Origin of the sequence: Marilutibacter penaei (genome assembly GCF_014145395.1) — a bacterium.
GTDB classification, from domain to species: Bacteria; Pseudomonadota; Gammaproteobacteria; order Xanthomonadales; family Xanthomonadaceae; genus Marilutibacter; species Marilutibacter penaei.
Genome location: NZ_JACHTE010000001.1, coordinates 474,395 through 496,770 on the forward strand (window position 1 = coordinate 474,395; position 22,376 = coordinate 496,770).

The window sequence follows — 22,376 nt, forward strand, 5'->3', positions numbered from 1 at the left end:
TGCCTTCGGGTTCGACACGCGCAACGAAGTGGGGGCCACGCTACGTGGGAAGGGGTTCATCGCGGGTGAATCCGCGGACGTCATGCGCGCGGCTTGCCCGGCCGCAGCTTGCGCGCGAGGGTATTGCGTCCCAGTCCCAGCCGCTGCGCGGCTTCCGCGCGACGCCCGCCGGTATGCGCGAGCGCCACCTCGAACAGGCAGTGCTCCAGCCGGTCGACGGCGCGCGCATGGATGCGCCCTTCGCCCGCCGCGAGAGCCTCGCGGGCCCATTCCGCCAGCGCCCCCTCCCAACGTGCCGCGGGCGGTGGCGGGGCATCGGCGGCGCCGCGACCGAGCGCCGCCTCTACGTCGGCCACCTGGATCGTGTCCGCGGGCGCCAGCGCGGCCACGCGCCAGCACAGGTTCTCCAGCTCGCGCACGTTGCCGGGCCAGTCATGCGCCAGCAGGCGCTGCAGGGCCGGCTTCGACAGGCGCTTGGCCAGTGCCTTGAAGCGCCGGGCGGCAGCCGCCAGGAAGCGCTCCGCCAGGCGGGGGATGTCGTCGCGGCGATCGCGCAGGGGCGGCAACTGCAGGCGCACCACGTCGAGCCGGTGCAGGAGATCCGCGCGGAAGCGGCCCTGCTCGACCAGCCGGTCCAGCGCCTGGTGGGTCGCGGCGACGACACGCACGTCGACCCGGATCAGTTCGCGGCCGCCGACACGGAAGAATTCGCCCTCGGCCAGCACGCGCAACAGGCGCGTCTGCAGCGGCAACGGCATGTCGCCGATCTCGTCGAGGAACAGGGTGCCGCCGTCAGCCTGTTCGAAACGGCCGACGTGGCGCTTGCTCGCGCCGGTGAAGGCCCCGGCCTCGTGGCCGAACAGCTCGCTCTCCAGCAGCTCCGCCGGGATCGCCGCGGTGTTGAGCGCGACGAAGGGGCGTCCTGCGCGGGGCGACTCGCGGTGCAGCGCACGCGCGACCAGCTCCTTGCCGGTGCCGGTCTCGCCGGTGACGAGCACCGACAACGGCGCCTGCGCCAGACGACCGATCGCCCGGAACAGGGTGCGCATGGCCGGCGTGTCGCCGACCAGCGCGTCGGCTTCGGCCGCGCCCGGGGGACCGGCGGGATCGTCCACGGGGACGGTGGGCGCGTCATCTTCGACGGGACCGAGGGCCTGTGCGACCAGGCCCACCGCCTCGTCGAGATCGAAGGGCTTGGACAGGAACTCGTGCGCGCCCCCACGGAAGGCACCGGCGGTGCTGGCCACGTCCGTATAGGCGCTCATCACCACCACCGGCAGCGCGGGGTGGGCCTGCTTCAGCTTGTCGAGCAGGACCAGGCCATCGTCGCCCGGCATGCGCACGTCGGTGAACAGCAGGTCGGGCGGCGACGCGCCCTCGAGTGCGGCCAGGGCCAGCGCCGCGCTGCCGAACTCGGTGGTGTCGTGTCCTGCCTGGCGCAGGGCCGCGGCCAGTACGAAGCGGACGCTGCGGTCGTCGTCGACCACCCAGATGCGACTCATGCCGCGACCTCCTCGGCCACCGTCGCCGGCAGCGGCAACAGCAGGGTGAACACGGTATGCCCGGGGCGCGACCGGTAGGCGAGCGAGCCGCGGTGCTCGCGCGCGACCTGCTGCGCCAATGCCAGGCCCAGCCCGCTGCCTTCCGCGCGCCCGGACACCAGCGGCAGGAACAGGCGTTCGGCGAGGGCATCCGGCACGCCGTGGCCGTCGTCGACGATTTCCAGCCGCATCGCCATCGGGTGCACGTCATCACCGATCCGCACGCCATGCTCGGCCCGGGTACGCAGGGTGACGTGGGTGGCGCCGGCCTCCAGCGCATTGCGCGCAAGATTCAGCACCGCCTGCACCAGCCGGTCGGCATCGCCCATCAGTTCGGGCAGGCTGGGGTCGTAGTCGCGCAGCAGGCGCACCGCCCAGCCGGCATCGTTCTCGGCCAGGCGCAGCACGCGCTCGAGCACCGCGTGGATGTTCAGCGGTGCATGCGGGCGCGATGGCGAAGGGCTCAACAACTGGTCGACCAGGGCCGCCAGCCGCGCGACCTCGTCCTCGACCAGGGCCACCAGCTCGCGCGACTCATCGTCGTCGACCCGGCGTGCGAGCAACTGGGCCGCGCCCTTGAGCCCGGCCAGCGGGTTGCGCAGCTCATGCGCCAGGCCCTTCAGCGACGCCGACAGGACCGAGGGCAACAGCAGGGCGGGGTCGTCGCCGGGGAACTCGTCGACCGGATGCGCTTCCAGCTGCCAGCCGCCGTCGGCATGGCGGGTCAGCCAGACGTCGGCGAAGCACTCTTCATGGTCGGTGAAGCGCAGTCGCGTGCGGCGGATCCGCAGCGGTGCGTCGCCGGCCGGCTGGCGCTCCAGGGCCTGCGCAAGGCGGCCATCGCCGGCATCCAGCGCGGCCATCGGCCAGCCCTGCAGGCGCCGCGCGCTGACGCCCAGCCAGCGCGACATGGCGGCGTTGCAGGCGACGATGCCACCCTCCGCATCGCACCATGCGAGCGGCGTGGTCAGGGCGTCGAAAGCGTCATCGGAAGGCAGCGGCGCGCGCATCGCACCATCTTAGTGCAGCGGCGAGCGGATAGACTCCCCGAATGGATGCGCACTGCACCTCCCAGGCCCGGCAACAGCTGCAACGCGGCGATGTCGGCGCCGCCCTGCAGGGCCTGCAGGCGGCCCTCACCGCCTCGCCCCCGTGGCCGCAGTCCTTGAAACTGCTCGCACGCCTCGCGCTGCACCAGCAGCTACGCGCGCTGGCCGCACAGGCGCTCGACGTGCTCGAACACGCCTGTCAGGACGACGCGGAGGTCCACGCGTTGCGGGCGGCGGAGGCGAAGCTGGGCGGCGATGCGGCCGGCGTCGAAGCCGCCGCACGGCGCGCGCTGGCCTTGCAGCCCGGCGATCCGCTGGCCACCGCCCTGCTGGCCGAAGCACTGCGCGACCAGCTCAGGATCGAAGACGCGATCGCCGCGGCGAACGCGGCGATCGCGCGCAACCCGGCCGACTGGGGCAGCCGCCTGGCGCGCGCGGATGCCCGGCTGTTCGCCGGGGACGCGGACCGCGCAGCGGAGGACGCCGACGCCGCCACCCGCAGCACATCCGCGCTCGCGGCACGGCAGTTGGCCGCGCTGGCCCGCCTGTACCTGGACGAGCCGGCCAGCGCCGGCGAGGCCACGGCTGCCGCGCGGGCCACGCTCGACGCGCACCAGGCCCTTGCGCGCGGCATCCCGCCCCTGCGCCTGCCGCCGCCCGCCGCGTTGCCGGTACCGGGCACGCGGCCCTTGCGGGTGGCCCTGCTCTCGCCCGACCTGCGCCGGCATCCCGTCGGCCAGTTCGTCGAGCCCCTGCTCGCCGGCCACGACCCGGCGCGCCTGCAGCTGCTGTGTTTCAGCGATGGCGCGCCGGATGCGGCCAGCGCGCGCCTGCGGACCCTGGCAACCGGCTGGCACGACATCCGCGGCCGCAGCGACGCAGACGTCGCGGGGCTGATGCGCCAGGCCGGTATCGACGTGCTGCTCGACCTCGCCGGCCACACCTCGGGCAGCCGGCCGCAACTGCTCGCCAGCCGCGTCGCGGCGCGGCAGTACGGCTGGCTGGGCTATCTGTTCGACCCGGGCTTCGCGAGCTGCGACGGCGTGATCGGTGATGCGGCGAACCTGCCGCCGGGCACGCCGTCGGCCCGTACCGCATTGCAGCTCCCGGACAGTTTCCTGTGCCACCTGCCGCCAAACGAGGCCCCGCCTGTCGCGGCACGCAACGACGGCCCGGTGGTCTTCGGCAGCTTCAACCACCTGGCGAAGCTGTCGCCGCGCACCGTCGCATTGTGGACGCGCACCGTGGACGCGGTGCCCGGCAGCCGCCTCGCGTTGTGTGCCCTGGGGCTGGCCGACGCCGGTACCCGCGAGCGCATCCGCGCGCGCTTCGTGGCGGCCGGCCTCGCGCCCGACCGGCTCGACCTCTGGCCGCCGGTGACGGCACGCCCCTCCGACTTCCTCGCGCTGTACGACCGCATCGACATCGCCCTGGACCCGTTGCCGTTCAATGGCGGCACCACCACCCTGCAGGCCCTCTGGCAGGGCGTGCCGGTGCTGACCCGGCCGGGCGTCCGCATGGCCGCACGGAGTGGTGCCTCGATCCTGCGCCAGGCCGGCCTCGACGACTGGATCGCCGACGACGACGCGGCCTTCGTCGCCCTCGCGCGCCGCTGGGCCACCGATGTCGACGGACGCCGGCAACTGCGCACCACGCTGCGCGAACGCCTCGTCGACAGCGGCCTGTGCGATGCGCGGCGCTTCGCGAACGGCTTCGCCGGGCTGCTCGAACACCACGCGCACCCCTGACGTGCAACGGGCCGGACGGTTGCCCGCCCGGCCCGCTGCGTTTCCCTGGGAGGGGAACGGGTCGCGATCAGCTCTCGTAAGCGGATTCGCCGTGCGAGTTGATGTCCAGGCCTTCGCGCTCGGTCTCCTCGTTCACGCGCAGGCCGACGGTGGCCTTGACGATGAAGAAGGCGACCAGGGCCACCAGGCCCGACCAGCCGATGGTGATCAGTACACCCAGCGTCTGCACCCATACCTGCGCGCCGATCGAGAAATCATCGCCGCCGGTGCCGCCCAGGCCGGGTGCGGTGAACACGCCGGTCAGGATCGCGCCGATGATGCCGCCCAGGCCGTGCACGCCGAACACGTCGAGCGAGTCATCGGCGTTGAGCAGGCGCTTCAGGCCGGTGACGCCCCACACGCAGAGGGCACCGGCGATCAGGCCGATCAGGATCGCGCCCATCGGGCCGACGCTGCCGCAAGCCGGGGTGATCGCGACCAGGCCGGCGACCACGCCCGAGGCCGCACCCAGCATCGACGGCTTGCCCTTGGTGATCGCTTCCACCGCGCTCCACGACAGCGCCGCCGCCGCCGGGGCCAGCAGGGTGTTGAGGAAGGCCAGCGCCGCACCCGAGGTCGCCTCGAGGTTGGAGCCGGCGTTGAAGCCGAACCAGCCCACCCACAGCAGCGCCGCGCCGACCATGGTGAAGGTCAGGTTGTGCGGCTTGATCGCCTCGCGGCCGTAGCCGGTGCGCTTGCCGATCATCCACGCGCCCACCAGGCCCGCGACCGCGGCGTTGATGTGCACCACCGTGCCGCCGGCGAAGTCCAGCGCGCCGTGGCCGAGCAGGTAGCCACCGGCACCCCAGACCATGTGCGCGATCGGCAGGTAGGCGAAGGTGAACCACAGCACCGAGAACAGCAGCACCGCGCTGAACTTGATGCGCTCGGCGAAGGAGCCGACGATCAGCGCCGTGGTGATGCCCGCGAACGTCGCCTGGAACGCGATGAACACGTACTCGGGCAGTTTCACGTTGTCGGTGAAGGTGTCGGCCAGCGAATCGGGCGTGACGCCCGCCAGGAACAGCTTGTCGAAGCCGGCGATGATCAGGCCTTCGCCGCCGAAGGCGAGCGAATAGCCGTAGATCGCCCACAGCAGCACGATCACCGAGAACACCGCGGTCACCTGCATCAGCACCGACAGCACGTTCTTGGCACGCACCAGGCCCCCGTAGAACAGGGCCAGGCCCGGGATGGTCATCAGCACCACCAGCAGGGTCGACACCATCAGCCAGGCGACGTCGCCCTTGTCGACGATCGGCGCGGCCGCGGCCGCGGCATCGGCTGCCTGGGCCAGGCCGTCCTGTGCCTGCGCGGCGGTGGCCACCAGCAGGCCTGCGAACGGCATGAGGCGGGCCGCCGTGCGTCCCCACGCACGACGGGACGGGGTGGCTGCATCGAGCGTGTTCATCGCGTGCCTCGTGTCGGAATCAAAGTGCGTCATCGTCGATCTCCCCGGTGCGGATGCGGATGGTCGCCTCGAGGTGGCTGACGAAGACCTTGCCGTCGCCGACCTTGCCGGTGCGCGCGCCGGCCTGCACCGCTTCGAGCGCGGCATCGAGCAGGCTGTCCGGGACGGCGCACTCAACTTTGAGCTTGGGCAGGAAGTCGACGACGTACTCGGCGCCGCGGTAAAGCTCGGTATGCCCCTTCTGCCGACCGAAGCCCTTGACCTCGGTGACGGTGATGCCGGACACGCCGACTTCGGTGAGCGCTTCGCGCACCTCGTCGAGCTTGAACGGCCGGATGATGGCGGTGATCAGTTTCATTCACATGCTCCGTGGCGGCAGCCCCCGCTGCCGGTGAAGGTGGGTGTCAGAACGATTTGGTGAGCGCGAAGGTCCAGGTGGCGTCCGGGCCGATCAGGTCCTCGTCGTTGTAGGCGACCGCGATGTCGAAGCCGTTCTCGAACGCCTTGCCGACGCCGAGCTTCCAGTAGGCGTAGTCGCCGCCATCGACGTTCTCGACCCACTGCTTGCCGACCGCGGCGTCGAAGGTCCAGCTCGGCACGAATTCCCAGCTCGCGCCGAGGTCGAGCGCACTGCTGCCATCCGAATCCGGGATGCCGAACAGGTCGGTGACCGCGTAGGAGTACTTGGCCGACAGGAACGACCAGCCGAGCCCGAAGTAGACCTCGGTGGTATCCGCGCTGTTGAAGCCGGACGGATAGTCGCCGGGGTACCAGTAGTAGATGGCACCGACGTCCCAGCCGAAGCCGCTGTCGCCGAAGTCCCCGCGGAACCCGAGGTAGCCGTCCAGCTCGACCTGGCTGGAGATGTCCGGATCGGAATCCGACAGCCAGCTGATGCTGCTGCCCCAGCCGCCGACGTAGAACCCGCCGTCGGTCGCGTACTCGATGCCGCCCTGCAGGGCCGGCTCCTCGTTGGTCTGCGTGATGCCCCGGAACAGGTAATCGCTGGTCAGCGTCACCGACCCCGACCACTCCCCGGCATGGGCCTGGCCCATGCCCATCGCGACCAGCAGCGCCACGATGGCGGCCGGCGCCTTCCCCTTGCGGATCGAACCACGTGCTTTCTTGTTGTTGATGCTGGACGACATGACGCGGGCTCCTCATAAGCGGTGGCCCCTCCCGTGGTCATTGCTTCGTTCGCATGCGCCGGCGGTCTGCGCGCCGTGCGCTTTCTCCGGGCCGCACGGGCCCGCGACGGACCTGGCCCGTCGTTTTTCGTCCTCCTGGTTGTCGGTGGATGCGGCCGCCCCCGCGGCCCGCGACCGGTGGCGGGACCGGGTCTGCGTCCGGTTCACCGCCCCCGCAAACGACACGGCCGCATCAGTGATGCGGCCGTGCGGGTTGGATCAGTTGGCGTAGTACAGCTGGTACTCGAGCGGGTGGGTCGCCGCGCGGAACTGGGTGACCTCCTTCATCTTCATCGCGATGTAGCCGTCGATGAAGTCGTCGTCGAACACGCCGCCGGCCTTCAGGAAGTCGCGATCCTTGTCGAGCGCGTCCAGGGCCTGGTCGAGGCTGTGGCACACGGTCGGGATGTTCTTCTCTTCCTCCGGCGGCAGGTCGTACAGGTCCTTGTCGCTCGGCTCGCCCGGGTCGATCTGGTTCTTGATGCCGTCCAGGCCGGCCATCATCAGCGCGGCGAAGGTCAGGTAGCCCGACTGCACCGGATCCGGGAAGCGGAACTCGATGCGGCGCGCCTTGGGGTTGGACACGAACGGGATGCGGCAGCTCGCCGAGCGGTTGCGCGCCGAGTAGGCCAGCATCACCGGCGCTTCGAAGCCCGGCACCAGGCGCTTGTAGCTGTTGGTGCTGGCGTTGGTGAACGCGTTGATCGCGCGCGCGTGCTTGAACACGCCGCCGATGTACCACAGGGCCAGCTGGCTCAGGCCGCCGTAACCGTCGCCCGAGAACAGGTTCTTGCCGTCCTTCGCCAGCGACTGGTGCACGTGCATGCCGCTGCCGTTGTCGCCGACGATCGGCTTGGGCATGAAGGTCGCGGTCTTGCCGTTGCGGAAGGCGACGTTCTTGACGATGTACTTGAGCATCAGCAGCTCGTCGGCCTTCTTGACCAGCGAGTTGAACTTGGTGCCGATCTCGCACTGGCCGGCGTTCGCGACTTCATGGTGGTGCACCTCGACCTCGATGCCGACCTGCTCCAGGGTCTTGCACATCTCGGCGCGGATGTCGTGCAGCGAATCCACCGGGGCCACCGGGAAGTAGCCGCCCTTCACGCCCGGACGGTAGCCGCTGTTGCCGCCCTCGTACTCCTTGGCGGAGTTCCAGTGCGCCTCTTCCGAGTCGATGTGGAAGAAGGTGTGGCCCATCTCGTTGCCGTAGCGCACCGAGTCGAAGATGAAGAACTCGGGCTCGGGACCGAAGAAGGCTTCCTCGGCGATGCCGCTGGCCTTCAGGTAGGCCTCGGCGCGCTTGGCGACGCCGCGCGGGTCGCGCGAATACGCCTGCATGGTGGCCGGGTCGAGGATGTCGCAGGTCAGGACCAGGGTGGGATCGGCGGTGAACGGGTCGAGGTAGGCGGTGCTGGCATCGGGCAGCAGCACCATGTCGGACTCGTTGATGCCCTTCCATCCGGTGATCGACGAGCCGTCGAACATCTTGCCGTCCTCGAACAGTGCGGCGTCGACGATCGACTTCGGATAGGTGACGTGATGCTGCACGCCCCTCATGTCGGCGAAGCGCAGGTCGACGAATTCGACCTTGTGGTCCCGGATGAGCTTTTCGACGTTCTCGAGCGACATTGGATTTCGAACCTTGCGGGTGGGTTGGATATCCACACTATCGCAAGCCCCGTGCCAACCCGATGACGCGCGCAACCCCTTGATCCGAAAGGGAACGGTGTCGTCCGCAACCACGCAGCGCACGGGAACGGTGCGGGTTCGCCACGGCGACGCACCATATTGGTGCGCGCCGGCGTCCCGCCGGGACCCGCGCGGCACTCGATACACTGTCCCCCACCACAGCCAGGGGACGGTCCGGATGGCCCGCAGGTCCAAGGTCACCTCCATCGACATCGCGCACCGTGCCGGCGTCTCGCAGGCCACGGTCTCGCGCGTGCTCAGCGGCAGCCCCCTGGTCAACGCCGACACCCGCAAGCGGGTGGAAGCGGCCGTGCGCGAGCTCAACTACAAGGTCGACCGCCACGCCTCCAGCCTGCGCACCCAGAGCTCGCGCACGCTGGCCCTGCTGCTGTTCGAGGACCCGACGCCGGACGACTCGCACATCAACCCGTTCTTCCTGTCGATGCTCGGCTCGATCACCCGCGCCTGCGCGCGGGCCGGTTACGACCTGCTGGTGTCGTTCCAGCAGCTGTCCGACGACTGGCATGCCGACTACGAGGACACCATGAAGGCCGACGGGCTGATCCTGCTCGGCTACGGCGACTACCTCGCCTATCGCGGAAAGCTCGAAGCGCTGGTGGAGCAGGGCACCCGCTTCGTGCGCTGGGGTGCGGTGCTGCCGGGCCAGCCCGGCGTGTCCATCGGCTGCGACAACCACCACGGCGGCCAACTGGTCGGCGAGCATCTCGCCTCGCTCGGGCGCCGCCGGATCGCCTTCCTCGGCGATGCCTCCAGCCACTACCCGGAGTTCTTCGACCGCTACCGCGGCTGCGACGCGGCCCTGGCGAAACGCGGCCTCGCGATGGACGCGGGCCTGCAGGTCGACGCGGTCAGTTCGGAAGAAGCCGGCCACGCCGCCGCGCGCACCCTGCTCGCGCGTGGCCTGCCCTTCGATGCCGTGTTCGCCGCCAGCGACCTGATCGCGATCGGCGCGCTGCGGGCGCTGGCCGAGGCTGGGCAGGACGTGCCCGGCCGCATCGCGGTCGCCGGCTTCGACGACATCCCGATGGCGCGCTTCGCCCAGCCGGCACTGACCACGGTCTACCAGGACACCTCCCGGGCCGGCACGCTGCTGGTGGAATCGCTGCTGGCGCAGATCCGCGGCGAAGCGGTGGAGAGCACCACCCTGCCCGCCACGCTGGTGGTCAGGCGCTCCAGCGGCGCCGACTGACCCGCCTGCGCCGTCCCGGGGCGTTTCGCGCCCCGGAGGCTCGGGCGCATGTCGTCTGGGGGCGTGTGCAGCCCCCGCCCCGGCCCAGGGTCCGGGCTAGGGTCCGGGCTCCGGTCCGCCGAGCCGGCCGGCCATCGCGGCGTCGAGGGCCCGCCGGAGGTCCTCGCGGCGCACCGGGGCATCAAGCCGCCACACCGCCACCCCATGCGCCGGCACCGTGTCGACCAGGGTGCCGCCCGCGTCGATCGCACGGACCTCCCCGGACAGCGCCGCCCGCCACTCGCCGGCCTGCAGCCAGCGCGAGACCTCGAACGTCGCCGGCGCGTCGCCCTTGTTCAGCAGCACCAGCGCGAGCTGGGCAACGTCGCCGTCCTGCAGGACGCGGTAGAACACGGCGCGGTCGCCCTGCATCTCGACGTCCAGCTGCAAGCCCCGCTGCAGCGCCGGCGTCGACGCGCGCACCCGCGCGATGCGCTGCAGGGCGTCGTGGATCGGGTTCCCGGGCGCGGCGTCGATCCGCGCCTGCCCGAAATAGTTGCGGTTGCCTTCGTGCTCGGCGGCACCGCGCATGAAGCCCACTTCCGAGCCCTGGTAGACGACCGGGATGCCGCGCGCGGTGAACAGGAAGTTGTGCGCGTCGATGAAGCCTTCATCGCTCGCGTCCATCCGCGGCATGTCGTGGTTGTCGTAGAAGGTCATCAGCTCGTACGGGTTCGCGTAGGGCCCGTCGACCAGGTACAGCCGCTCGGCGATGCGCCCATAGCCGAGGCGCGGGCGGCCGAACACGTCGGCGATGCGCTCCTTGAGCGGGAAATCCAGCACGCTGACCGCGCCGTTGTCGGCCCAGGTGAACGGCGCGATGTTCCCGGCCTCGTGGTCGAAGGCCTCGCCGAACATGAAGAACCCGGGATGGTCCGCGCGGATGCAATCGCTGAACCGTTTCCAGAATGTCAGCGGCACGTGGCGGATGGTGTCGATGCGGAACGCCGCCGCGCCCTGGTCGATCCACTGCGAATAGGCCCGGCAGAAATAGTCGAGGACGGCGGGATTCGTGTCGTCGTTGTTCGACAGTTGGGCCAGGTCGGGCTCGGTGTGGAAGAAGCGGTGCAGCGGGTTGTTCGCCGGGTCGAGTTCCGCCGGCGCGAGGTTCTGGTGGTCGGCGATCAGGCGGCCGTCGACGTCGTGGATCTCGCCGAACTTCGGCTGGTCCACCGGCATGGTGAAGGACGGCGAACCGTGGTTGACGACGATGTCGAGCACGGTCTTGAGCCCCTGCGCCCGGAGGCCGTCAGTGAGCGCGGCGAAATCCAGGCCGGGGCTGGGCAGGTGTTCGTCGAGGCGGAAGAAATCCACGCCCCAGTAGCCGTGGTAGCCGGTCTTGCCGCGATCCTTGAAGAACGCGTCGGACCCGATCGGGTCGCCGCCGGTGAATGCCTCGTCGGGATTGTCGACGATCGGCGTGAGCCAGACCGCGCCGAACCCCATGTCGGCGATGTAACCGGCGTTGTCGAGCAGGCCGCGGAAGTCGCCGCCGAGGTAGCCGATGTTGGCGCCGTTGGCCTTTGGACCGGGCACCGGCCGGTCGAAGGTATGCAGCGCCGGATCGGCGCCGCCCTGCCCGCGCTGGTCGTTGCCCGGATCGCCGTTGACGAAACGGTCGGTCATCACGAAGTAGACCGCGTCCGACGCGAACGGCTCCAGCGTGCCGTAGTACGACGGGCGCAGCGTGGCGGGCGGCAGCGTCGCGTCGTTCCCGGCACCGATGCCGGCGCGTGGCGTCGTTGCACAGGCGGCGAGCAGGGCCGTGGCCAGCGCCGCCAGTACGAGGGGAATGCCGCGGATCATCGGGCGGCCTCCGCGGCAGCGTCGAGGGGCCGGACGCGATCGGCGGGCTCGCGCACGCGCATCACGCACAGGCCCGCGACCAGCAGGCTGATGCCGCCGATCGCCAGCGCGTTGACCGGTGCGTTGCCGAGGAACTGCTTCAGCAGGAAGCCCAGCAGGCTCGCCGCGACCAGCTGCGGGATCACGATGAAGAAGTTGAAGATGCCCATGTACACACCCATCTTGGCCGCCGGCAGGCTGTCCGACAGCATCGCGTAGGGCAGCGACAGGATCGATGCCCAGGCGAAACCCACGCCGACCATCGACAGCAGCAGCCAGTGCGGATCGCGGAACCCCAGGAAGGACAGCAGGCCCAGCCCGCCGAGCGCGAGGTTGACGAGGTGGCTGGTCCGCAGGCCCCACCACCGCACCATCAGCGGGATCACGATCGCCGCCAGCGCGGCGAAGCCGTTATAGGCGGCGAACAGCACGCCCACCCAGTTGGCACCCGCGTTGTAGGCCGCGGAAGCGGTATCGGTACTGCCGAAATGCACTTCGGTGACCGCACCGGTGGTGTAGATCCACATCGCGAACAGCGCGAACCACGAGAAGAACTGCACCACCGCGAGCTGGCGCATCGCGACCGGCATCTGCTGCAGGTCGGTCATCACGGTCATGAAGCCGCCCAGCGCGGCGTCACGACCGGTGCGCGCGGCAACGATCAGCAGCAGCGCGCCATACACCGCCAGACCGCCGGCCAGCAGGTACAGCTGCCGATCCAGTGAAGCGAGTGCGATGGCCACCACGCCGGCAAGACCGGCGAGCAGCCAGCCGAGGCCCAGCCGCCGCGTGCGCTCGACATCGAGCGGGCGTCGCTCGATCGGCGGCGCCTCGTCCCAGGCCGACAGGCGCTCCGGCGGATACTCGCGCGTGCTGACGATCGTCCAGCCGACCGCAAGCAGCAGCACCACGCCGCCGGCATAGAACGCGTAGCGCACCGTGGGCGGCACTTCGCCCGGCGCCGCGGTGTTCGCGACGCCAAGCTGTTCCAGGATGAAGGGCAGCAGGCTCGCCACCACCGCGCCAACGCCGATGAAGAAGCTCTGCATCGCGTAGCCGCTGGCGCGCTGGCGCACCGGCAGCTGGTCGCCGACGAACGCGCGGAATGGCTCCATCGAGATGTTGATGGACGCATCGAGGATCCACAGCGTGCCCGCGGCGATCCACAGGGCAGGCGAGTTCGGCATCACGAACAGGGCCAGCGTGGACAGCACCGCACCGATGAGGAAGTAGGGACGCCTGCGTCCCAGGCCGGTCCACGTGCGGTCGGACAGGTAGCCGACGATGGGCTGCACGATCAGCCCGGTGAGCGGCGCGGCGATCCACAGCATCGGGATCTGGTCCATCTCCGCGCCCAGCGTCTGGAAAATGCGGCTGGCGTTGGCGTTCTGCAGGGCGAAGCCGAACTGGATGCCGAGGAAGCCGAAACACATGTTCCAGATCTGCCAGAAGCTGAGTTCCGGCTTGCGGGCGGGGGGCGGCGAAGTCGAGGTCATGCGGTCGTCCGTTGGGCCGTGCGCGTGCACGGCAGGTATCGATGCGGACGCATCCCTCCCCGGGACCCGACGCATGGAACGGCCTGCCGCCAAGGCTGGCAAAGCCACGGCCGCATCCTAGTGGCGCATCGCAGTGCAGCATGGCGTCGTGCAAACGTATTCACGCCCGCACGGGCCGGATCGCGCATCGCAAGGGGCGTGTCCCGTGGAATAGTGGCCTCCCGGAAAGGACAGCGTGGGGACCGGAATGAACATGGCTTCCTGGTGGCATGGCGCGGTGATCTACCAGATCTACCCGCGCAGCTTCCTCGACACCAATGGCGATGGCGTGGGCGACCTGCCGGGCATCACCGGCAAGCTCGACTACATCGCCCGCCTCGGCGTGGACGCCATCTGGATTTCCCCGTTCTTCAGGTCGCCGATGGCCGACTTCGGCTACGACATCGCCGACTACCGCGACGTCGACCCGCTGTTCGGCACGCTGGACGACTTCGACCGCCTGCTCGCGAAGGCGCATTCGCTCGGCATCAAGGTGATGATCGACCAGGTGCTCAGCCACACCTCGGCGGAGCACGCGTGGTTCCAGCAGAGCCGCCAGGACCGCGACAACGACAAGGCCGACTGGTACGTCTGGGCCGACCCGCGCGAGGACGGCACCCCGCCGAACAACTGGCTGTCGCTGTTCGGCGGCGTGGCCTGGCAGTGGGAGCCGCGGCGCGAACAGTACTACCTGCACAACTTCCTGACCTCGCAGCCGGACCTCAACTTCCACTGCGCGGCGGTGCGCGAGGCGACGCTCGACAACGTCGCGTTCTGGCTGGACCGCGGCGTCGACGGCCTGCGCCTGGACGCGATCAATTTCTGCTACCACGACGTGCAACTGCGCGACAACCCGCCCAAGCCGCCGCACCTGCGGGTGGGCCGCGGCTTCAGCGCGGACAATCCGTACGCCTACCAGTACCACTACTACAACAACACCCAGCCGGAGACGCTGGAGTTCATGGAACGCCTGCGCGCGCTGATGGACCGCTACGAGGACGTCGCCGCGCTGGGCGAGTTCTCCTCCGAGGACTCGCTGGCGACGATGGCCGAGTACGTCGGCGACACGCGCCTGCACATGGGCTACAGCTTCGAGCTGCTGACCGAGGACTTCAGCGTCGACTACATCCGCGGCACGGTCGAGAACCTGGAGGCGAAGATGCCGCACGGCTGGCCGTGCTGGGCGATCTCCAACCACGACGTCGAACGCGCGGTCTCGCGCTGGGGCGGCGACGACGCCTCCGACACCCTGGCCGCGCAGCTGGTCGCGCTGGTCTGTTCGCTGCGCGGCTCGGTGTGCCTGTACCAGGGCGAAGAGCTGGGCCTGCCGGAAGCGGAGGTGCCGTTCGAGGCGCTGCGCGATCCCTACGGCATTTCGTTCTGGCCGAACTTCAAGGGCCGCGACGGCTGCCGCACGCCGCTGCCGTGGACCGACGCGCCGCTGGCCGGCTTCTCCGACGCCACCCCGTGGCTGCCGATCCCCGACGACCACCGCCTGCGCAGCATCCAGGCGCAGGAAGCCGACGGCGGCTCGGTGCTGCAGGCCACGCGCCGCTTCCTGCGCTGGCGCAAGGCCCAGCCAGCGCTGGTGCACGGCGACATCCGCTTCCTCGACAGCCACGAACCGGTGCTCGCCTTCCTCCGCCACCATGGCGACACGCGCCTGCTGGTGGCCTTCAATCTGTCCGCCACCCCGGTCGACTGGCGCCTGCCCGCCGAGCTGCGTGACACCGGCGCGACGCCGGTCGCGCTCGACGATCACGGCCTGCTCGCCGGCGTGCTTTCCGGCGACGGGATCCGCTTGCCCGGGCGCGGCAGTTTCTTCGCCCGGCTGTAGCCGCGCGCCTGCCGTCGCACGCGGGGCCGGTACGCCGCCCCCGCACGTCCACGCCCTCCACCGGATCAACGCCATGCCCGACCCCGCCTGCCGCGCCCGCACCGCCCTGGCGCCCCTCGTCGCCCTGCTGGCGTTGGTCGCCTGCACCGCGCAGGCCGCCACGGTGGCGCGGGTGGAATCCCCCGGCCAGGTGCTGGCGGTGGAACTCGACCTCAGTGGCGAAGGCCGCCTGTCCTACCGCGTGCAGCGCTTCGGCGAACCGGTGATCGACGACTCGCGGCTCGGGTTCCGTCTGCGCGACAGCGGCACGCTCGAGCGCAACCTGGCACTGGCGTCCACTGCCACGAACAGCGCTGACCGCACCTGGGAGCAGCCCTGGGGCGAACGCCGCTTCGTCCGCGACCACCACAATGAACTGCGTGCGTCGTTCACCGAGACGATCGCGCCCGGGCGTCGCTTCGACGTGGTGGTGCGCGTGTTCGACGACGGCCTGGGCTTCCGCTACGAGTTTCCGGAACAGGACGGACTGGCCGAAGCGATCATCGACGACGAGCTGACCGAGTTCGTCGTACACGACCCGGCGACCGCGTGGTGGATCCCCGCCGGCGAGTGGAACCGCTACGAGTACCTGTACCAGCGCACGCCGCTCGACCAGGTCACCCAGGCGCACACGCCGATGACGCTGCGCACGGACGGCGGCCTGCATATCGCCTTCCACGAGGCCGCGCTGGTCGACTACGCCGGCATGTGGCTGCGCCGCACCGAGGGCCAGCGCTTCCGCGCGCAGCTCGCGCCCGCCTCCGAAGGCTGGAAGGTGCGCCGCGCGCTGCCCTTCCACACCCCGTGGCGCACCCTGCAGATCGCCGACAGCGCCGCCTCGCTGTACGCGTCCTCCGACCTGATCCTCAACCTCAACGAGCCCAACCGGCTCGGCGACGTCAGCTGGTTCAAGCCGGCCAAGTACGTCGGCATCTGGTGGTCGCTGCACCTGGAAACCGAGACCTGGGCGACGGGGCGCAAGCATGGCGCCACCACGGCGAACACGAAGCGCTACATCGACTTCGCCGCCGAGCACGGCTTCCGCGGCGTGCTGGTCGAAGGCTGGAACCCGGGCTGGGACGGCCAGTGGTTCGGCAACGGCTACGATTTCGACTTCACCCGCGCGACGCCCGACTTCGACATCGAAGCCCTGTCGGCCTACGCCACGAGCAAGGGCGTGCACCTGATCGGCCACCACGAGACCGGCTGCGCGGTCAGCCATTACGAGGACCAGATGGACGCGGCCTTCGCGCTCGACGAACGGCTCGGCATCGACGTGGTCAAGACCGGCTATGTCTGCGATGCCGGCCAGATCGAGCGGCGACTCGAGGATGGTCGCGTCGTCCGCGAATGGCACGACGGGCAGTGGAACGCGAACCACCACCAGCGCGTGCTGGAAGCCGCGGCGCGGCACCGGGTGGCGATCAACGCGCACGAGCCGATCAAGGACACCGGCCTGCGCCGGACCTGGCCGAACTGGGTCTCGCGCGAGGGGGCGCGCGGCATGGAGTACGGCGCCTGGGGCAACCCGACCAATCCGCCGGAGCACGAGGCCAACCTGGTGTTCACCCGCATGCTGTCGGGGCCGATGGACTACACGCCGGGCATCCTGAGCCTGCAGGGCCGCGGCCAGGCGATCCAGACCACGCTGGCCAAGCAGCTGGCGCTGTACGTGGTGCTGTACAGCCCGGTGCAGATGGTCGCCGACCTGCCCGAGAACTACGCGAGGCACCGCGAGGCCTTGCGCTTCATCGAGGACGTGCCGGCGGACTGGGCCGACACCCGCGTGCTCAACGGCGAGGTCGGCGATTTCGTGACCTTCGCACGCCAGGACCGCAACAGCGCGGACTGGTACCTGGGCAGCATCACCGACGAACACGGCCGCCTGCTGCAGGTGCCGCTGTCCTTCCTGGAACCGGGCCGCACCTATACGGCGCAGGTCTACCGCGATGGCGACGATGCACACTGGCGCGACAACGCGTCGTCGTTCGTGCGCGAGGAGCGCGAGGTCACCAGCGCGGACGTGCTGACGCTCCGGCTGGCGGCCGGCGGTGGGCAGGCGATCCGGTTCGTCGCGCGTTGAGGGTCCAACCCGCTTTCCGCTCGGTTCGGGGGGCAGGTTTTTTTTGGTGCATCGTCCGTCCAGAGCGTGAGGGCGACGCGTACCCCTCGGGGTGGGTTGCGCGCGCCGTAGCCGTCGGTGGGTGAGGGAGCGCCGGGGTAACCCGGTAGCCTCCGGGGCGAATGTCCCCCGGCCGCCTGCGCGGCCTCCTCCTTTATTTCGCCCCGGAGGCTACCGGGCCACCCCGACGCCGTCGGGTCATGGGGTTGGATGGCACTCAGGAACAGTCCCCGGACGCCCGGGATCGCTGTGACTGTCGGCTGCCGGTGGACGGCGGACGGCGGACGGCGGACGGTGACCGCACCACCCCACCCTTGACTCCCGGCAATGCCGGCGTCCGGTGCCCTTGGGGGCGAAATCAAGGAGGAGGCCTCGGCTTGGCCGAGGCCGGGGGACATTCGCCCCCGAGGGCACCGGATGCCGGCATCCTCGGCGCCCCGGCACGACCGCCCTTCCGCTCCGCCTACGCGGCCCCGACTGCCCCGAATGACGCTCTTTTGTCCATTCGCGGCCTTCCCACGCGCGTCCGCGGACAAAGTTTCACCACTCACGGAGCTCAAGTGCTCCGTGGATGGACATGATTTGTCCACCCGCGCGCCTCCGGACGCCGTGAATGGACACGTGTTCACCATTACCGGAGCACGTGGGCGCCGCGCGTGGACACATGTTCGCCATCGCTGGAGCAGGGAGGCATCGCGCGTGGACAGAATTTCACCGCCAGCGCAGCCCGGAGCGCCGTCGGCGGAGCAAAACGCGTCGCGATCGCGCCCCAGAACCCCGTTCGCGTTGCAGGGGCGCGCGTGGATCGGAGTCGGCGGGCGCCGGTGCCGGCCCCGTCCCGGGCGTGCGTCCTGCCCGGCCCCTCAGGTCGCGACGGGCAGCATGTCGGCGGCCCAGCGGTTCCAGTGGTAGAGCAACTGGCTGATGCCGGGCGAGGCTTCGGCATCCTGGCGCGTATACGGGATGGCGTCTTCCCATTCGAGCTGGGCGAGGGCCTGCACCGCGGTGGCGGGCGGGCGGACGAAGCCCATGTGCCAGGTCGCGAAGAAGCGGGCGGCGACCGGGCCCTGCGACAGGACCTCGATGCGGTGGTGGGCACGGGCCCGGCGGATCCGCTCCAGCACCTGCAGTACGTCGTCCTGCCGTCCCTCGATGAGCTGGAAGAAGCGGTCGTCGCCGTGGAACAGGGCGCCGGTCACGCCCACCGAGGCATTGAACGCGCGGGCATCGAGCAGGAGCGCGTCGATCTCGTCCGGGCGCAGGTCGCGGGCGGTTTCGCTGACATAGGTCAGCGCGAAAAGATCAGCCATGCGTGCGTCCTCGGGCGTGTAACGGGGGCAACCTGCCGTGAGGCCCGCGGGCGGTCGGGGCAGGGAGCTTCGCTTCTAGGATACGCCCTCCCGGTTGCGAGGGAACGCGACCGGGGATCGAGCGTCGCGGGAGAACATTTCGAACGGGCCCGGGAATCAGCGCAGCGGACACCTCGGACCGGCTTGATCGCAGCAGGCGCCCGCCCGTTCCGTCATCGGATCAGAACGTCGCTGCATCGATGACGTAGCGATAGCGGGCCTTCTTGTCGACGACGCTGGTCCAGGCGTCGTTGATCTGCTCCGCACGGATCACCTGGATCTTCGGGAGCACCCGGTTGTCGGCACAGTAATCGACGACCTCCTGGGTCTCTTTCATGCCGCCGATCAGAGACGCGTTGAAGTTCACCCGGTTCGCCGCGAGGCCGATCGCACTCAGGGTGACCTCGAACCGCTCCGGCATGCCGACCTGGGTGAACGTGCCATACGGTTTGACGACCGATGCGTAGGCCGCAACGTCGAACTGCACCGGAATAGTGCTGATCATGTAGTCGAGCTGGCCCGCAAGCGGTGCAAGTTTCTCCAGGTCATCCACGACAATGGCCTCCTTCGCGCCGAAGGCCAGGATGTCCGGCACCTTTTCGGGCGACGTCGTGAACGCATAGACCTCGGCTCCTTTCGACACAGCGATCTTGACCGCCATGTGGCCCAGGCCACCGATGCCGGCGACGCCCACCTTGTCACCCGCCTCGAGGTTGAATCTCATCAGGGGCGAATAGGTGGTGATGCCCGCGCACAGCAAGGGTGCCGCTTCCTGGAAGCTGATGTGCCCGGGGATGTGGACGACGAAATGCTCGTTGACCACGATGTTGGTGGAATACCCCCCCTGCGAGATCCCGGTTGGGGAACTGGGCTGCGGATAGCCATAGGTAAACACCGTGCTGGCACAGTACTGCTCCTCGCCATCCCGGTAGCTGGGGCAGGACGGGTCGCTGTCCACCATGCAGCCGACGCCCGCGCGGTCGCCCACCTTGAAACGGGTGACGTTGCGGCCGATGGCGGCCACGACGCCCACGATCTCGTGGCCCGGCACCTGCGGGTACTTCTGCGGCCCCCAATGCCCCTTCATCTGGTGGATGTCGGAATGGCAGATGCTCGCGTACTTGATATCGATGAGGACATCGTCATCGCCGACCGGGCGGCGCTCGAAATCCCAGGGCACCAGCGCGCCCGAGGTATCGATGGCGGCATAGCCCCTCGACTTGATGTTTTCCGCTGAGCGGGTTGCCGCGAAAAGGTTCATTGATCCGCCCAGTAGCAGGCTACCGCCGGCCAGGGCGGAGGTGCTGATGAACTCGCGGCGGCTGGAATCGTGGATATCGGACATGGCGGTCTGTACTGGATGGATGGAAGGCAAGCGGTGGCGACGCGCGGCCTGGCCTTACCCTGGCGTGGGTGGAGGGGATGCGAGCACGGCAGCCAACCGCCCTGCCTCGATGGCGCCCACGCTCTCGGCCAGCGCCGCCGCGACATCGGCCAGCTGCGCATGCGAGAGGCCGACGTTGAAGGACATCGCGACGTGCGATTCGAGCTGCGGCTCGACGCCCTCCATGCTGGCCAGGGCCGATACGGTCGTGAGCTCACGCGCCTGGTCGTCGATGACGCCGCGCGCGAACAGATCCCCGAAGAGATGACGCTGCAGGAGTTCATTGATCCCGGGCGCGAAGTCGAAGAGAGGACCGGCGACGGGCTGGCCGACCAGCCGCGTTTGCACGGCCTTGCCCGTTTCGAGGTTGTCGCCGCCAGCGGGGAGCGGTCCGGCCTCGGGTCCGGCGGGGTCAGTCCGGCCCGCGGCCTTCCTTTCCCCGACGATCCGCATCAGGGTGGCGACACCGTTGAGCGCTCGCGGGAATCCGGCATACGCGTAAAGATGGATCTGGACTTCCTTGATTTCATTGACGGTCAACCCTGCATCGAGGCCTGCATCGATCGCGGCCCCGAGGGCTGCCATGTCGCCTTGGGCAGTGAAGGCCGCGATGGGGACGATCGCACGGGTCTTGGCAGGAAGCCGCTGGACCGACGATTCGGTCACCGTGGACGGCTGGCCGGCACGGTAGGCATCGTCAGTCACCTTCTCCTTCCATTCGACATTCTCGCCATCGCGACTCCCGGTGATGACGAGATGCGTCATGGCGGCTTGCGCGGTCGCGCCGTGCCAGTGGTCGATGCCGGGCGGACACCACACCACCTCCCCTTCGCCGGCCGTGATCACGCGGCCATCCCGCGTGCCGGTCAGGGCCGTACCGTCCGTCACGATCATGTGTTGTCCGGCAGGGTGCTGGTGCCATGCCGTCCTCGCCCCCGGCTGGAACGTGACGTAGGCGCCGGAAAACGAGGTGTGGTCGGTGGGCGGGAACAGCATCCTGACCTGGACGTCCCCGGTGAAGTACTCATCGGATCCCCGGGCGACCTGCTGCGTATCGAGGGCGTACAACGTCTGCATGGGTGTCTCCGCGGGGACGGGCTGGACGGGGGCGGTGGCCAGGGCGCATGCCACTAGAAGGGCAAAGTGGAAACGTGGGGCGACCGGCTTCATGCGAGGGGCTCCTGACGGTCCTGGGTCTTGGGTCCTGCCCCGCCACGTTACCGAGCCTCTCACCGGGCCGGCTAGAACGATCGTCCTCGGATATTGCCTATTCCTATCAGGATGGAAAGTCGCCAGGACGGGTCGCCCCACGTCGCCCCCATCGGATACGATCATGGCGTGTATGGAATGTGAAGTTTCCCGATCCGATCGCATCAGGATGCCTGCACGCTTATTGCCTGATCCTGTTCATACGAATGAGAGCCCGGCACCTTGGACATGAACACGCCCACCTTCCCTCCCTCGAGCCTCGGGGACCGCATCGCCCGCTGGACCCGGGACCTGAACCGGCTCGACACGTCCATCCCGGGCCTGGTCTTCCATCGCTGGGACACGCCAACCGAGCCCACGAGCTACATGCTGGCCCCGAGCATCTGCCTGATTGGGCAGGGGCGAAAGCGCCTGCTCCTCGGCGAGGGCACCTACGTTTACGACGCCGAGCATTTCCTGATCACCGCCGTTGACCTGCCTGTCGTCTCGCAGATCCTGGAGGCAAGCCGGGACATGCCCTATGTCGGCCTGACGCTCGAACTCGACCTGGAACTGATCGCACGGCTGATGGTCTCCGGCGACATGCCCGCCCGCCGCACGCCGGGGCACCCCCTCGGGATTGCCGTCAGCAAGGTGCCCTCCGCGCTACTCGATGCGTTCAACCGCCTGATCGACCTGATGGATGCCCCCGGTGACATCCCCATGCTGGCACCGCTGGTCAAGCAGGAGATATTCTATCGGCTCCTCACGGGAGAGCAGGGCGAGCTCCTGCGGCGCATCGGCACGGTGGGCAACCATGGGTACCAGGTCTCCCGTTCCATCGACTGGCTGAAATCCAACTACTCAAAACCCGTCAGGGTCGAGGACCTGGCCAGCCGCGCTGGACTCAGCGTATCCGCCTTCCACGCGCACTTCAGGGCGATCACTGCGTTGAGTCCGCTCCAGTTCCAGAAGCGGATCCGGCTCAACGAGGCGAGGAGGCTGATGCTGACCGAACGCATCGATGCTGCCGACGCTGCTTTCAAGGTCGGCTACGAAAGTCCCTCGCAGTTCAGTCGCGAGTACAGTCGCCACTTCGGCGCGCCGCCCATGCGCGACATCAAGAAGCTTGGTGAGATGCCGGCCTGATCGTCTGGTACCGCA

The 22,376-nt window shown here is 69.3% G+C and carries 16 protein-coding genes; 5 read left to right on the plus strand and 11 right to left on the minus strand.

Annotated elements, in window-relative coordinates:
• Positions 1–80: 80 nt before the first annotated feature.
• Together ntrC and H4F99_RS02130 are read right to left on the minus strand one after the other, a co-directional pair.
• On the minus strand, positions 81–1,502 hold the full coding sequence (ntrC, locus tag H4F99_RS02125) for a nitrogen regulation protein NR(I) (RefSeq protein WP_182668051.1): 1,422 nt from the start codon (positions 1,500–1,502) through the stop codon (positions 81–83).
• Complete coding sequence (locus tag H4F99_RS02130) at positions 1,499–2,551, minus strand: two-component system sensor histidine kinase NtrB (protein ID WP_182668052.1); 1,053 nt, start codon at positions 2,549–2,551, stop codon at positions 1,499–1,501. Before H4F99_RS02130 ends, ntrC begins: the two co-directional genes overlap by 4 nt.
• 41 nt (positions 2,552–2,592) lie before the next feature.
• Here H4F99_RS02130 and H4F99_RS02135 point away from each other — a divergent pair, with 41 nt between their 5' ends.
• A complete protein-coding gene (locus tag H4F99_RS02135; protein WP_182668053.1) occupies positions 2,593–4,338 on the plus strand; it encodes an O-linked N-acetylglucosamine transferase, SPINDLY family protein in 1,746 nt (581 codons plus the stop codon).
• Between the two features lie 67 nt (positions 4,339–4,405).
• Here the strand turns inward: H4F99_RS02135 and H4F99_RS02140 are convergent, their stop codons facing one another.
• The 4 genes from H4F99_RS02140 to glnA all read right to left on the minus strand — a co-directional run bounded on the left by H4F99_RS02140 (position 4,406) and on the right by glnA (position 8,604).
• On the minus strand, positions 4,406–5,725 hold the full coding sequence (locus tag H4F99_RS02140) for an ammonium transporter (protein ID WP_281369223.1): 1,320 nt from the start codon (positions 5,723–5,725) through the stop codon (positions 4,406–4,408).
• A gap of 82 nt (positions 5,726–5,807) precedes the next feature.
• A complete protein-coding gene (locus tag H4F99_RS02145; protein WP_182668055.1) occupies positions 5,808–6,146 on the minus strand; it encodes a P-II family nitrogen regulator in 339 nt (112 codons plus the stop codon).
• Between the two features lie 46 nt (positions 6,147–6,192).
• A complete protein-coding gene (locus tag H4F99_RS02150; RefSeq protein ID WP_182668056.1) occupies positions 6,193–6,936 on the minus strand; it encodes a TorF family putative porin in 744 nt (247 codons plus the stop codon).
• Positions 6,937–7,194: 258 nt separating this feature from the next.
• Complete coding sequence (gene glnA, locus H4F99_RS02155) at positions 7,195–8,604, minus strand: type I glutamate--ammonia ligase (protein ID WP_182668057.1); 1,410 nt, start codon at positions 8,602–8,604, stop codon at positions 7,195–7,197.
• Between the two features lie 238 nt (positions 8,605–8,842).
• On the opposite strand from glnA, the gene H4F99_RS02160 reads away from it, so the two are divergent.
• A complete protein-coding gene (locus tag H4F99_RS02160; protein WP_182668058.1) occupies positions 8,843–9,874 on the plus strand; it encodes a LacI family DNA-binding transcriptional regulator in 1,032 nt (343 codons plus the stop codon).
• Between the two features lie 96 nt (positions 9,875–9,970).
• Here H4F99_RS02160 and H4F99_RS02165 read toward each other — a convergent pair whose 3' ends face one another.
• The gene (locus H4F99_RS02165) at positions 9,971–11,719 is read right to left on the minus strand and encodes an alpha-amylase family glycosyl hydrolase (protein WP_182668059.1); all 1,749 of its coding nucleotides are present in this window, start codon (positions 11,717–11,719) and stop codon (positions 9,971–9,973) included.
• Positions 11,716–13,254 (minus strand): MFS transporter, encoded by a 1,539-nt coding sequence (locus tag H4F99_RS02170; RefSeq protein WP_182668060.1) that lies wholly within the window; start codon positions 13,252–13,254, stop codon positions 11,716–11,718. Before H4F99_RS02170 ends, H4F99_RS02165 begins: the two co-directional genes overlap by 4 nt.
• 247 nt (positions 13,255–13,501) lie before the next feature.
• Between H4F99_RS02170 and H4F99_RS02175 the strand changes: the two genes are divergently transcribed.
• Together H4F99_RS02175 and H4F99_RS02180 are read left to right on the plus strand one after the other, a co-directional pair.
• Positions 13,502–15,130, plus strand: coding sequence for an alpha-glucosidase family protein (locus H4F99_RS02175; RefSeq protein ID WP_182668061.1), 1,629 nt, complete (start codon positions 13,502–13,504; stop codon positions 15,128–15,130).
• 73 nt (positions 15,131–15,203) lie between these two features.
• A complete protein-coding gene (locus H4F99_RS02180; RefSeq protein WP_182668062.1) occupies positions 15,204–17,252 on the plus strand; it encodes a glycoside hydrolase family 97 protein in 2,049 nt (682 codons plus the stop codon).
• A 902-nt stretch (positions 17,253–18,154) separates the two neighbouring features.
• Here H4F99_RS02180 and H4F99_RS02185 read toward each other — a convergent pair.
• From H4F99_RS02185 to H4F99_RS02195, 3 genes are all read right to left on the minus strand, one after another.
• Entirely contained in the window at positions 18,155–18,601 is a 447-nt protein-coding gene (locus H4F99_RS02185; RefSeq protein ID WP_182668063.1) for a BLUF domain-containing protein, read from the minus strand.
• 220 nt (positions 18,602–18,821) lie between these two features.
• Complete coding sequence (locus tag H4F99_RS02190; protein WP_182668064.1) at positions 18,822–19,985, minus strand: NAD(P)-dependent alcohol dehydrogenase; 1,164 nt, start codon at positions 19,983–19,985, stop codon at positions 18,822–18,824.
• Between the two features lie 54 nt (positions 19,986–20,039).
• Complete coding sequence (locus H4F99_RS02195) at positions 20,040–21,101, minus strand: (R)-mandelonitrile lyase (protein WP_182668065.1); 1,062 nt, start codon at positions 21,099–21,101, stop codon at positions 20,040–20,042.
• A 360-nt stretch (positions 21,102–21,461) separates the two neighbouring features.
• Between H4F99_RS02195 and H4F99_RS02200 the strand changes: the two genes are divergently transcribed.
• Positions 21,462–22,361 (plus strand): AraC family transcriptional regulator, encoded by a 900-nt coding sequence (locus H4F99_RS02200; protein ID WP_182668066.1) that lies wholly within the window; start codon positions 21,462–21,464, stop codon positions 22,359–22,361.
• Positions 22,362–22,376: the final 15 nt, after the last annotated feature.

Excerpts from the sequence above, each read along its gene's own strand:
- glnA (WP_182668057.1), bottom strand. The coding sequence starts at position 8,604 with ATGTCGCTCGAGAACGTCGAAAAGCTCATCCGGGACCACAAGGTCGAA.
- H4F99_RS02200 (WP_182668066.1), top strand. The coding sequence starts at position 21,462 with ATGAACACGCCCACCTTCCCTCCCTCGAGCCTCGGGGACCGCATCGCC.
- H4F99_RS02150 (WP_182668056.1), bottom strand. The coding sequence starts at position 6,936 with ATGTCGTCCAGCATCAACAACAAGAAAGCACGTGGTTCGATCCGCAAG.
- H4F99_RS02145 (WP_182668055.1), bottom strand. The coding sequence starts at position 6,146 with ATGAAACTGATCACCGCCATCATCCGGCCGTTCAAGCTCGACGAGGTG.
- H4F99_RS02185 (WP_182668063.1), bottom strand. The coding sequence starts at position 18,601 with ATGGCTGATCTTTTCGCGCTGACCTATGTCAGCGAAACCGCCCGCGAC.
- H4F99_RS02160 (WP_182668058.1), top strand. The coding sequence starts at position 8,843 with ATGGCCCGCAGGTCCAAGGTCACCTCCATCGACATCGCGCACCGTGCC.
- H4F99_RS02170 (WP_182668060.1), bottom strand. The coding sequence starts at position 13,254 with ATGACCTCGACTTCGCCGCCCCCCGCCCGCAAGCCGGAACTCAGCTTC.
- H4F99_RS02165 (WP_182668059.1), bottom strand. The coding sequence starts at position 11,719 with ATGATCCGCGGCATTCCCCTCGTACTGGCGGCGCTGGCCACGGCCCTG.
- H4F99_RS02130 (WP_182668052.1), bottom strand. The coding sequence starts at position 2,551 with ATGCGCGCGCCGCTGCCTTCCGATGACGCTTTCGACGCCCTGACCACG.
- H4F99_RS02135 (WP_182668053.1), top strand. The coding sequence starts at position 2,593 with ATGGATGCGCACTGCACCTCCCAGGCCCGGCAACAGCTGCAACGCGGC.
- H4F99_RS02140 (WP_281369223.1), bottom strand. The coding sequence starts at position 5,725 with ATGCCGTTCGCAGGCCTGCTGGTGGCCACCGCCGCGCAGGCACAGGAC.
- H4F99_RS02175 (WP_182668061.1), top strand. The coding sequence starts at position 13,502 with ATGAACATGGCTTCCTGGTGGCATGGCGCGGTGATCTACCAGATCTAC.
- H4F99_RS02195 (WP_182668065.1), bottom strand. The coding sequence starts at position 21,101 with ATGCAGACGTTGTACGCCCTCGATACGCAGCAGGTCGCCCGGGGATCC.
- H4F99_RS02180 (WP_182668062.1), top strand. The coding sequence starts at position 15,204 with ATGCCCGACCCCGCCTGCCGCGCCCGCACCGCCCTGGCGCCCCTCGTC.
- H4F99_RS02190 (WP_182668064.1), bottom strand. The coding sequence starts at position 19,985 with ATGTCCGATATCCACGATTCCAGCCGCCGCGAGTTCATCAGCACCTCC.
- ntrC (WP_182668051.1), bottom strand. The coding sequence starts at position 1,502 with ATGAGTCGCATCTGGGTGGTCGACGACGACCGCAGCGTCCGCTTCGTA.